Below are 12,942 nucleotides of genomic sequence, written 5' to 3'. Positions count from 1 at the left end.
TACTACTACAAACGTTAAATCCAATCTAAATTTCATGCGCACAGTTTAGACCTTTCGTATCTTTACTAAAAAAGAAAAATGACCGTTTTAATTACAGGAGCTACAGGATTAATTGGACAAGAAATTGTAAAAAAATGTCATACTGAAGGAATAAATGTCCATTATTTAACCACTTCAAAATCTAAACTCAGTACAGACACAAATTATAAAGGTTTCTATTGGAATCCTAATAAGCGCCAAATAGATCACAAGTGCTTTGAAGGTGTTACTGCTATTATAAATATGGTTGGCGCTTCTATTTCTAAACGATGGACAGACAGTTACAAAAAAGAAATTCTAGATAGCCGTACCAAAACAGCACAACTTTTACAAGACACTATAAAAACGCATAATTATAAAATTGACCATGTCGTTTCAGCTAGTGCAATTGGCATTTACCCAACAAGTTTAGTAAACTATTACGAAGAAACTAATACTGAGATTTCAGATTCGTTTTTAGGAAAAGTAGTACACCAATGGGAAGCTGCTGTAGATGGATTTAAAGATTTAGGCTGTAAAGTCGCCAAAATTAGAATTGGTTTAGTTTTAGCTAAAGATGGAGGTGCATTACCAGAAATTGTAAAACCTATAAAGTTTGGTGCTGGTGCAGCCTTTGGAAGCGGTAAACAATGGCAAAGCTGGATTCATGTTAAAGACTTAGCAGCACTTTTTGTATATGCAGTTCAGCATCGTCTTGAAGGTATTTACAATGGAGTTGCTCCGAATGCAGTAAGTAATAAAGAATTAACTAAAGCTGCAGCAAAGGTGCTTCGTCGTCCATTATTACTACCAAACATTCCAAAGTTTGCCATGAAACTCGTTTTAGGAGAGATGCATATTTTATTATTTGAAAGTCAACGTGTCTGTTCTAAAAAAGTAGAAAGTGAAGGTTTTGATTTTAAATATGTGAATTTGAAACCTGCTTTAGAGGATTTGTTAGGATAAGTTTTGATTACTAATAATCGTTATATTAAAAAATAAATCGTCAGTTAGAGTGATTTTGAGGCACAAAAAAAATTGTATCGAGAACTGTTATAATTCGTTAACTTCTCTATACAAAATTCCTAAAAAAGGAATTTCACTCTAAGTGATGTTACGCTATAAAAGAGGTTTCGACTACGCTCAACCAGGCATTAAGGAATAAATTGAATAAAAAAAGAGGCAAATATCACTATTTGCCTCTTTTTCAACTTTATGCTTCAAATCAGTCTTCAATCCAACCCATAATAGCATTGGCTACAAATCTTGGTTCTGGTGGTAAGGCATAAATATCTTTTTCATAATTTTTATTGTATGGTGAGATATTCATAATATTTCCATCTACAACTAACGTACTACTTCCACCTGGATCAAAGCCCATAGCTTTATCCATTCCATATTTTAAAAGAATATCTACCATATCAAAATGTGTTGCTCCAACAGATTCTCTAATACGACCATTTACCATCAATACCATCAATTTACCTTCTTTGGTAATACCAACAGCAATTTTTGGTCCACGCATATCTGTATAATCTAATCGTGCTGCTTGTGTTTTTATGGAATTAGAGGTTTTCCAACCTTCGTCTTCCATATTTAGAATTTGTTTTCCGCCATCAATTAACATTGGCCCTGCTTCAATTGCATAAGAAATCTCATCCCATTTATAAGGATTTTCTTCTGGCTCTAATAATTGAATTGATAATGGTTTACCTTCTTCAAACATGGTTTCTAAAAATAAAGCTTCAGGAATAGATAATGTAATTCCAACAGGAATCACTCGCACCTCTTCGTCTGATTTTGTTTTAATAATTTCTTTGACTGTATTACCTGCTATTCTTACAATAACATTTCCTTTGGCTTTAAAAATTTCTTCAGAATAAGACAAATCATAAAAACAAGGCTCTGTGTTACTATGCTTATTATAATTATTACTAGAAAAAGTTATTGCGTTACTTTTTTCTTTAATAATAAAACCTGCTTTACTATTCACTTTTCTAATATCTACATCGCCATTTTTATAAATGATAAAAGCAGGTTTATTAAAAAGTGGTGGACAAAACACTTTGTTATCCATAATTAACAAACCTAAAGGCGAACCAATATAGGTTTCTGGCAGTCCGAGTTTACCAACCAATTCCGGATTTAAAATATAACCACCATTCCAAGCCAACTCAATTTTATTTGGATTTTTGCTTTTCTTCTTGTACTCTGTTACAAGTGCTGGTACATTTTTAGGTTCTTTATTGGCAATATGTGCCGCAAATTTCCAATGGTATTTTTTGGTATCAATTTCAGCTAAAACACCACTCCAAGGTAAACCGTCTGCATAAACGCCTCCTGCATAAGATGATTTTACTTTTTCAACGGTTTTAGATAATTTTAAACCCTCTTTAATCTGAATTAATAATTTAGCGATAGGTGTTCCGTTTTCAATAGCATCTTTCGTTATCATACCCAACAACTCCTTTTCGCTTAATGTATCTTTTAAATCTTGATACAAATCGCTTTTAAGAACCTTATCAAAATCCTTAGCGGTTTGAATTGGTGTAGGATATGCCAAAGTAGTACGTACACCTGCTGGCACAAACTGAATAAATCCACTGCCTTTAGGAATTCCCATAATTTTGGCTGTCATTTCATACAATACTTTTCCGATATGGAAATGGTCGATTTCTATAATATCTGTCATCATTGCCGCAGATTCGCCATTGGTGATTAAGAAACCATCTGCAGCTTTAATATCTCGTAAAATCTTTATAGCCTTTGCTCCCATTTGTGGAAAATGCACACCTTCTGACCATTGCTTCGTTTCAATAATCTGAACAACGCCTGCTCTATACAACAAGCCTAATTCTGGCTCTTTTCCGCTTTCTAAATAATCCTTAATATCTGCACTAGAAAACCATTTGGTAATTCTTGCCTCATGTATAAAAATGTAGATTTTCTCTAACTTATCTACGTTAGCTTCAAGTATTTCTGAAGTTAACTCTTGCTGTATTGTTAAATTTAATTGTGCTCTAACTGGCTGTAACACAAAATATTCTAATTCATGCTTAATGTAACGTCCAGGAAAATAACCTTTAGGCACATTCTTTTTTAAATTCTTAGTTAATATTTTTCGGTCATCAATACCTAAAGATTTACTATTGGTTAGCTGAAAAAGCGCTAATTCCCAATCGGCAAAAAATTGTGGTGCTAAAGTTAAATCTGGAAGATGTTTTGGTTTAAAAACATCTGTATAAATCATATTTACCAAACCTGTTATCTCTTGAAGCGTAAAAGCTTGATAAGCATACGATTTTTTATTTCTATGACGATACGCTAAAGCATGATCATGACGAATAGAAATTTCGCCATCAACATATTTAAAAATATCATCAATAGCATTGTAATATTTATGAATGACTTCGAGATTCGTATTTACCAAATCTGGAATGTCATTTTCCATCGTTCTGGCATAACGCATTACTCGTCCTTTTACCAATTGCTGTTCAACTCTAAAGAAACTTGGGTCAATCAGCGACTTTAAATAATGCATAAAAGATAAACGACCATAACCAGGCAAATAATGTCTCGTTTTTTTATTGAGAATTGCATTAAGATCATCGTTTTCAAAATCTACAGACGCTTTATATTGTTTTAATAAATTAATTACCTGAGGATTATCGTCAATTGAAACCGAAGCCAACTGATAATACATACGCTGTAAAATATAGCGGATATTATCTTCTAAGGATTCTAAGCTGTAACGTTTTTTAATTACACTTCTATTGTGTGTTACATCTACCATTCTGTTTTGCGGATAAAACACATGGTCACAGATTCTTTCTGCTAATTTCTTTGGTACTTTAGACCCTTTAAATTCTAAAACATTAAGACGAAGCGACTCGTCTAAGTGACGACCAATAACCTCATCATAAACCTCTCTTGGTTCGTATTGTCTGCAAAATATAGGTGTTCCACAAGCTGCTGCTTCAATAATTGGCAAACCTCGCCCTTCTGTTTGGCTTGGTAATAAAATTAAAGAGGCAACATCAAAAAGTTGCTTTATATCTAAAGGTTTTTTGTGTTTCTTTTTAAAATCATTTTTATCGAACTCGCTAAACAAAAACCCAAGTAATACACGTTTTCTAAATTCTTTTGGAAGGTCTTTTAAAAACTTTTTAAAGTCTTTTTTTAAGTCTTCATAATAATTCTGCTGACCATGAGGAATGGGTCCGGAAACGATTAAGGATAATTTTAATTGTGGATTGGTAATAAACTTATCCGCAAAAGCATCGTAAGAGAACAAACGTTTAATGAGTTTAAAATTCAACTCAATAGACTTTCTACTAATAACTCTTGTAGGTTGTAAAAACACGATGTTGTTATTTACAAAATCGAAATCTTTAATAGTTTTATATCCTAATAATATAGGTTTTAAAGAGCGTTTACTTTCTGTATGGTGTGCGGCTGTATGAACTGTAATTGTATCTTTTTTATTCGCAAAAATAGTAGACACTTGCATGAACGCTTTAATAATATCACGCTTACTCATTTGATGCATTTTGGTATCTACTGCTGTACCTAACAATGCAACATTGGCAGGATTATGTCCATTAATATTTATTAAATGGTCTTGTTGAATTCTATTGATATTTACATTCATCCAAGAGCGACTTTCCCATGGATAAATAGTTTCTATAATTGAGAAAAACTCACCAACATGTGCATTATGGAAAAAGAAATCTCTTGGCCCTTTTTTAAGCCCTTTTTTCTTTATTTCTACTGCTCTGTTTCCACCTTCCCAATAAAAATCGTGATTATTGTTAATGACCGGAATGCCTAAGTATTCTGAAATTAAAACCGTAGCCAAAGCCAACGACACATTACCTGGATTAGAACAGACATTTATAAGATATAACAACGAAATATCATTCTCTTCGATATAACTACCTAATTTTTCTACAATAACTAAAACCTCAGCCCAAAACTTACCAATAAGATTATTGTAAGCTTCACTACCTCGTTCCATTTTAATCTGAAAGAAATCTTTATATAAAGGCCAAGCATCAAAAGCTTCCATTTCTGGAATTACTTTTTTGAATGCACCTTTAGGAATTAACTCATCCGCTTCCTCTTTAATTTCTCCAGCAATAAAGTGAATAGGAATATCTGGATATATGTTCTTAAAAGTTTTGGCATACTTTTCAGTTTCTACCGTTATACCATCAATTGTAAAATAAAACGTTAAGAATGCAATACCTCCTTTCTCCACATGTGAATCGAAAGTAGAGGCATTACCTTTAAAAGCAGATGGTAAATTTTTCTCTTTAAATTTATCCATGAATAAACCTAAATCAAACCAGGTATTTATCTTTTCATTGTTAAGCTCATTTAAAATATTAGTAATTTTTGTTGTTTTCTTATCAGTCATCTTCTAGTTCTTAAAATTTAAATAATTGGCTTAGCTTTTCTTCTAATACTTCATATGAAAAGTGTTTTTTACCGATGTTAAAATTGTATTCTCCAATCTCTAAACAGCGTTTTGGGTTATAAATAATATCAGACATTTGCTGTACACTTTCTGGTGTTAAATTACTATCTGTAATCATTACCGTTTCAAATCCCTTATTACCTATATCTTGGCTATAGACTGGTTTGTAATCATTTACAAAAATTGGTTTTTTAGCGAGTACTGTTTCTACAAAAGCATTTCCGAAGCCTTCATACGTACTAAAATAAGTTGCTGCTCTACCGTGAGCATACACGTCAGATAAATCTTTATGGTCTAAAACTTTGTGAGCTGCAAATATGACCTGACTAGAGAGGTTTAAATCATGTATTTGGTCTATTAATTCATTATAATATTCCTTATTCTCATCGTCATTATTATTACCTGTAATGACTAATTTTAGTTTCTTATCGTTGAGTTGATCAATTAATGAAATAGCAGTTTCAATTCCTTTACGTCTTACAATACGTGTTACTTGTAATAGAGCAATTTCATCTTCTAAAACACCGACGTCTCTTAAGAAAAACTCATTCTCTGGTGTTGGCACACCATACACACGATTAAAATCCATAACATTAGGCACCAAAGTGGCATCAATATCAAATCGGTTTTTAAAGGTTTCTACACCAAACGTATTAATAACCGCATGCTTAACATCTGGCAGCAACAATGGAAAATTTTCATCGACATACTTATTTACTTCAGGGTGTACAGACACGTAACGTTGACCACGTTCCCAATGAAAATCGTGATCGTGAGTAACAACAGGTAAGCCTGTAGATTTAATTAATTTTTTAATGGCAACACCCATTGATAAATGGCATGGTAAAGCCGAAGCATTTTCTGAAAGAATAACTTCTATACGCTTTTCTAAAACCCAAGCTTCCATGGCTTGATGTATCATATTAGAAGCATCCTCAACATGGTCAAGCAAAGGATAAGGATCTTTGTCTGGCTCGTAAAATGCTTTACGTTGTCCCCATTCTGCTTCTACTGAAAAAAAGGATAAAGCCGGAAATAGATAATCGTGCTCATAATCCATTTCCCAGGATTCGAATTCCCCAGACATAATAAAGACTTCATGTCCTAGTTTTTTTAATACATCTATCCATTTTTCGGTTTCGAGAGCGACACCATCGACACCTCCAATTCTTCCAATTATAATACCTATTCGCATACGTTATTTAAAGTTTTGTGTTCTTTAAATATAGAGAATAGAAAAAAGGATTGAAAGGTTTTAAAGCGCTGTATTTGTGGAATTACGACTTCAAAAATTTAAACTAGATTAAATTATGTGTAATATAATTAATGCCGCTAATCTTAACGAAATGATAATTGTTAAATTCATCTTTTCTACCAAAACAGACTAAAAGTGTCTTAAATATAGTTATTGTTGAATGAGTAATTTATGTATTTCACAACCTGCTTTCACTATAATTTCAATACACTCTTCAATATCTTTTTTCGTCGTTCTAAAGTTAACGATACAAGCTCTCATGCAATAGTGTTCTTTTACAATGGCGTTAGATAAAAACAGTTCGCCACCTTCTTGTAGTTTAGTGACTAAGGTTTCGTTTAGTGTATTTAAATACTCTGTTCTTTCTTCACCTACTAAGTCAAGATTTTTAGGAATATATCGTAATGTCGCAATGCTCAAATTTTGAGTTACAGCTTCTAATTCCGAATGCTTATCCGCCAATTCCGCAAAATATTTTGATAAGGCTATATCTTCACTTATCAACTTTACATAACCATCACTGCCTATTTGCTGTAATGCCAACCAAACTTTTAAAGCTCTAAAGCCTCTTGAATTCTGAAGACCATACTCAAAATAGTTTAGGGAACCTCCTTCTTCAGTTAAACTGAAATTATAATATTCTGGATGCGAGCTATAGGTTTCAATTAAATGTTTTGGATTTTTAACCAACGTACAACCAGCTTCCAAAGGACTATACAACCATTTATGCGGATCTAAAGCAATTGAATCTGCTTCTTCTACTCCATTAAATAGTTCTTTCAACTCAGGAATAACCGCAGCAGGAATGCCATATGCTCCATCAATATGAAACCATAAATCGTTGGTTTTACATATTGCAGCAATCGCTTCAAGGTTATCTACAACACCTGTACTCACATCACCTGCTGTACCAACAACCATAAAAGGTTGATGTCCTTGCGCTATGTCTTCTTTTATGGTTTGCTCTAAAGTTTGAGTATTCATTTTATTAGAATCATCTGTAGGAATCCAACGTATAGAATCACTCCCATGACCAAACAAAATTGCTGCTTTATCTATCCATGTATGTGTAGATTTAGAACAATAGGATATTAATTGTTTTGAATTATTTGAAAGACCTTTTTCTTTTAAATCCTTAGGTGCTTTTGCTGTTCTTGCGGCTAAAAATGCTGTAAAATTGGCCATATTACCTCCACTCACTAAAACACCTCCGTAATTTGGTGACACTCCAATAAATTCTGCCAACCACTTAATGGTTTGCTTTTCTATTTCGGTTGCTATTGGACTCAATATTTGTCCTCCAACATTTGGATTTACTGAAGCGGCTAACAAATCGGCCAAGGCGCCAATTGGTGCAGCAGATGATGTTATAAATCCGAAAAATTTGGGATGACCATTTAATAACGAATTATCAAATAATAATTTTGAAGCAGATGCCAATAATTGTTCTGCTGGTTTGCCCTCTTTTGGTAATGAGGCATTACCTAATACCTCTTGCAACTCTTTTGGCGACTTACTGGTTGTTACTGGTTTACCGGAAATATCGTCGAGAAATTCTGAAATGGTATCAATGAGTTGGTAGCCTATTTTTTGAAATTCTGTTTTGCTAATTTCAATTGAATTTTCCCGCTTATCCATAGTCAGACTTTTTAGTTAATACTATTTAGTTTTCATCTTTAATTAAAAACGCATCAATCATCTCACTTTCCGTTGGTTTTTCAAACCAAGTCTCCATAAAATCGAAGTTATCTTTGGTGACTTCAAACTCAAAAGTAGCGCCTTTTTCTTCATTTCTTTTCATTACACGCTCTAACCGTTTGGTTTTAGAAACATCTAAAAAATGCAATTTTATGTTGTAGTTATTCATCTCTGCGAATTTTCTAAACTTTTCGCGATGTCCAAATTTAGCCAATCCTAAATCTAAAATAGTATCTATTTTTGAAACTTCTAACTGATGAATTAAATCTAACATCACACGTTCGGACCGTTCAATCCGTTCTAAAAACCAATCTAAACCGTCAGTATCTTTTTTATCTGGTAGAAACAACACATTGTTCCATGTATCAATTGAAAAAACAATACCGTTGATTCTTCTTTTTAATTCATTAGCATAGGTGGTTTTACCAGAACCTGTGTTGCCTACTATTAAGTGGATCATTACTTGTGCTTAATTTTTATTCTACTATTTCGTAATCAATATCTAGTTTTCGCAAGGCCCTTAATGCAGAGCCAGAGTTTTTGTCGTGGACTTCAATATCTACTGCATCGCCTTCTAAAAGAATATCTGCAAGCTCATTTGACAAAGAAGGATTACCTTGTTTTGAAATCTCTGTAATACATTTGGATATTGCTCTTTTATCTGGTCTTTGAGCGTCGCATGATAATAAGTTTAGTTTCATAGTAATATATTTATTCATGCAAGATACATGTTGTTAGCGCTTGAATAATTTAATTTTACTACTAAAGCTTGTTTATCCTTAACAGATTGTGATTACCTTATCTTCTTTCGGCTATAAATTTACACCTTTTATAATCTTGTTTTCAGTTGATTTATTTCAATGAAAATAATTATCTCAAGATTCTAAAACACAAATTAGTCTAATTTATCTAGCAAAAAATCCGCGATTTCAGGTAGATGTATTATAAGATCTTCAATCACCTCAGGATTACTTAAATCAGTGCGAATTCCTGGTAGCATACTCAACTCTGGCTCGTCGAAATCTGCACAACCCATTGCCCAGTTTGAAAACAATCTACTTTCTACAGATCGATCGAGTATCATTTTAATATTTTTATGACGTGTATCATTATTAAGTCGTTGAAACAAATCTTCAATAACATCTTGTTCTCCTTCTATAATTTGAAGAAAATAGCCATCTCTATGCATCAAAACTCCACTGATATTATCTATTGTGTTATAACCACGCGATGTATGAAGTAAATCTAAAAGGCTGCGTTTATTAAACTGTTCGGAAGCTTGACTTGTATAGATAATTTGGCGAAGTGACATAATAACCTATTTGTGAATTTATTTAGCCATATCATACGACTATCTCTGCAACAACATGTTAACTAGAATGGCTACTCAAAGTTAATGAAAATTTCAAAAAAAAGAGGGCTATTTTCTTATGCATTTTACTTAAAATATCACTGAATTATTTCTTTAAATTTAGACCTAATTAGTTTGAAGAAATGATTGGCTCTAGGTACTGTGCGTAGCCATCTTATCTAACTATTACATTAAATGGTATTGTACGTTATTTTTTGTTTTGAAATAACTCTAGTGCTTTTAAATATTTCATTGCAACAGATTTTGTTTGTGCTTCTAAAAACCCATTCAATTCAGGATGATTTTTATCAACCCAATGTACAAGTACTTCTCTGTTTTTAACAAATCTAGAAATATCGAACACCTCGTATTTTACCCTTTCTACTCTAGTGATTTTATTATTATCAAATTGTATAATTTCATTCCAAACCATGGGTTCTTCATGAAGAAAAAAAAGTCTTTTGTCTATTTTTGAAATTTTTGCTTTAACCATTTCACTGTCTTGTTCAATTTCAATGATTTTGTATGTTGGTTCAAATATAGCATCCCATTCTAGCCAATTAATATATCCTTTTTTAGAGAAACGCTCTTCATAGTTGTCTTCACTTTCTCTAATAACAATACTATCTCCCAATAAAGTTAGCATGCTAGAAGTATCAGAACTATCTAGAAACTTATAATACCTTTTAGCTAACTCAAGTTTGTCTACTTCTTTTTCTGAGGTTTTGCAGCCTAACAGAGTAACTGTGACTACTAATAGAAGTATTATTTTATTCATTTATGTTTCGTTTTTTTGTTTTGAGGTAACGTCATTGAGCTATTAGTCTAAAAGTTCACTTAATTTTTGGTTCAGTTCTTCTCCTCGTAAGTTCCTTCCTATTATTTCACCATTTTCGGCTATTAAAAAATTGTCTGGAATTCCGTTAATTCCATAGATTAGCGAAGCTTCATTTTCGTCACTTTTTAGATCACTCACGTGTGTCCAGTTTAAGCTGTCTTTTTCGATGGCCTGTAGCCAACTATCTTTGTCCTCATCTAAAGACACTGCAAATATTTTAAATCCTTTGGGTTGAAATTTCTTGTAAGTTCTCACGAGATTCGGATTTTCTTTTCTGCAAGGCCCACACCAAGAGGACCAAAATTCAAGAAGAATTGCTTTTCCTTTAATGTCAGATAATTTTTGGGACTTACCATTTTGGTCTGCCATTTCAAAGTCCGCAAATTGATCTCCTATTTTTGGTTCTTTATTTAATTCGATGTATTTAGCAATTTTCTCTCCGTATTTTGAGTTTTTGTTTTGTTTAGAAAACGGTTTAAAAAGTTCCGTTGTTTTCTTTTTTCCAAACGTTGTGGAATATACTGCAAGCATTGATGCACTTACAATACTGTTGGGATTATTCTTAACAAATTCTAACTCTTTTTTTAAACGTTCTTCTCTTGGTAATGTATCTATAACCCTATATAAATCTTGACTTAAATTCTCGGACTCAGAACCTGTTACATTAGCCGTTAAGAAATCTCCATTTGATGCATCAAACGTCATTGAATTATCCTCTAACCATAAAAATCTATAAGCAAAATTGTCTTTAGTACGTAAAACGGCTTGGATAGGATAATAAGGTAATTTAGTTTTAAAGTAAAAAGTATTGTTTTCCACGACGGTAGAATCTTGAAACTCTTTATTTACTAAATAGATAACCATTCCGTTTTCAACATCTTTCGTTTTCCCTTTTAATGAGAATTCAGGTTTTGGTTGTTCTTTACAAGTAAATAGTAATAATATTAAAATTCCAAAAGTTAATATCTTCATCGATGATTGTTTTACGTGTTGCCTGTAGTTTATTCCTTTACAAATTTATAGTTAAATCCATTTTCTAATCTTACAATATACAAACCATCATTTAAGTGCGAAAGATTAATAAAAGAGTCATCTATTATTTTTCCATGAAGCACCTTTTTTCCGAGAAGCGAATAAATAGTATACGCTGTATTTTTATGAATTCCTTTAAAGTATAGTTTTCCTGAAGTTGGATTTGGATACATTTCTATTTTTTGATATTCAAATTCTTCAACATTTAAAAAATCACAAGATATTTCTGCAAATAAAGGATATTTGGTATCGTTAATAGACATTGTACCTCCTACAAACGGATTGGGCAAATCGCTTCCAAAAGTGTCTAACGCTAAGTAGTAATAATCTTCAATGGGCTCATAAGAATCAACCCTCCATAAAGACGTATTAGTTGGCGCATTTACTATATATGAAATCCAATAGTTACCTGGACTTAAAGTAACAGGAGTTACAGATAGTGTTTGTTTACCAAAATTAAAATCTTCTATAGTCGTTTCTGCTAATAAATTATTTGGTGCGTTATTAAGGTCATCGTATAAAGCCATTCTTATTTCACCGTTAGAGCTTATTCCTGTATATCCTAAACCCGTTAAATAGCCTGTATTTGATAAACTTAAAGGTAATAATTGTAGATAATGTGTATTTCCGCTTGAACCTGAAACTATATTTGTTGCATCTCCCATTATATATTCATTGCCAGCATTACAATTATCATTTGTATCAGAAAGTAAGACTTTAAAAAATAAATCTTTATCTGTTTGACTAACTCCATCTATAATTGCTGAACCAGAATTATAATTATCTGTATCAGATATTAAAAAGCTTGCTCCACTAAAAGTTACTATAATTGTATATACGTTGCCTGAGAGTAATTCAATGTTATTATCAATAACAAATCCAAATGATTCTCCTATACTAAATATTGTCACTTGGTCGTATGCTTGAGTGTATATAGGAGTGGCATTAAAATCTGTGCCATTGTAGATTTCAATAGTTTGCACATCAAAATATCCTTCTTGAGTACTGTTTGATATCTCAAAATATTCAATATTTCCGTTACAGTCAGAAACAAAAGATTGACCATAGGAGTGGGTTTCTCCAACATGATTTAATTCAATACTGCTTATAGCATCATCTAAGTTGTTATCGATTATACATTGTGCATAAACATTATTAAAAATCATTAAAAAGACAACACAAATAATGTGGCTAAAAATAATATAGGAGTTATTCCTCATAATTAAATTCGAATTTTTTTAGACTAAATGAAGACCAATGCATTTGTCTTT

10 protein-coding genes are annotated in these 12,942 nt (G+C 32.2%); 1 reads left to right on the top strand and 9 read right to left on the bottom strand.

The window, feature by feature from the left end; translation table 11 throughout:
• Positions 1–78 precede the first annotated feature (78 nt).
• Entirely contained in the window at positions 79–984 is a 906-nt protein-coding gene (locus DFQ10_RS10475; RefSeq protein WP_115817371.1) for a TIGR01777 family oxidoreductase, read from the top strand.
• Positions 985–1,243: 259 nt separating this feature from the next.
• On the opposite strand, the gene DFQ10_RS10470 is transcribed toward DFQ10_RS10475, so the two are convergent.
• From DFQ10_RS10470 to DFQ10_RS10430, 9 genes are all read right to left on the bottom strand, one after another.
• Positions 1,244–5,437, bottom strand: coding sequence for a phosphodiester glycosidase family protein (locus DFQ10_RS10470; protein WP_115817370.1), 4,194 nt, complete (start codon positions 5,435–5,437; stop codon positions 1,244–1,246).
• Between the two features lie 10 nt (positions 5,438–5,447).
• Positions 5,448–6,692 (bottom strand): glycosyltransferase family 4 protein, encoded by a 1,245-nt coding sequence (locus tag DFQ10_RS10465; RefSeq protein WP_115817369.1) that lies wholly within the window; start codon positions 6,690–6,692, stop codon positions 5,448–5,450.
• Between the two features lie 210 nt (positions 6,693–6,902).
• Complete coding sequence (locus tag DFQ10_RS10460; protein WP_115817368.1) at positions 6,903–8,390, bottom strand: pyridoxal phosphate-dependent decarboxylase family protein; 1,488 nt, start codon at positions 8,388–8,390, stop codon at positions 6,903–6,905.
• A 25-nt stretch (positions 8,391–8,415) separates the two neighbouring features.
• Complete coding sequence (locus DFQ10_RS10455) at positions 8,416–8,910, bottom strand: AAA family ATPase (protein WP_115817367.1); 495 nt, start codon at positions 8,908–8,910, stop codon at positions 8,416–8,418.
• A 16-nt stretch (positions 8,911–8,926) separates the two neighbouring features.
• Complete coding sequence (locus tag DFQ10_RS10450) at positions 8,927–9,151, bottom strand: hypothetical protein (RefSeq protein WP_115817500.1); 225 nt, start codon at positions 9,149–9,151, stop codon at positions 8,927–8,929.
• A gap of 194 nt (positions 9,152–9,345) precedes the next feature.
• Positions 9,346–9,762, bottom strand: coding sequence for a BLUF domain-containing protein (locus DFQ10_RS10445; RefSeq protein WP_115817366.1), 417 nt, complete (start codon positions 9,760–9,762; stop codon positions 9,346–9,348).
• 247 nt (positions 9,763–10,009) lie between these two features.
• Positions 10,010–10,579: a hypothetical protein gene (locus DFQ10_RS10440; protein WP_115817365.1), complete on the bottom strand. Its 570-nt coding sequence runs from the start codon at positions 10,577–10,579 to the stop codon at positions 10,010–10,012.
• A 42-nt stretch (positions 10,580–10,621) separates the two neighbouring features.
• Complete coding sequence (locus DFQ10_RS10435) at positions 10,622–11,611, bottom strand: AhpC/TSA family protein (protein ID WP_115817364.1); 990 nt, start codon at positions 11,609–11,611, stop codon at positions 10,622–10,624.
• Positions 11,612–11,640: 29 nt separating this feature from the next.
• Entirely contained in the window at positions 11,641–12,891 is a 1,251-nt protein-coding gene (locus DFQ10_RS10430; protein ID WP_115817363.1) for a T9SS type A sorting domain-containing protein, read from the bottom strand.
• Positions 12,892–12,942: the final 51 nt, after the last annotated feature.

This window comes from Winogradskyella eximia (assembly GCF_003386165.1).
Classification (GTDB): Bacteria; Bacteroidota; Bacteroidia; order Flavobacteriales; family Flavobacteriaceae; genus Winogradskyella; species Winogradskyella eximia.
The sequence above is the reverse complement of the archived record's forward strand: the minus strand, read 5'-3'. Positions and strand labels throughout refer to the sequence as shown.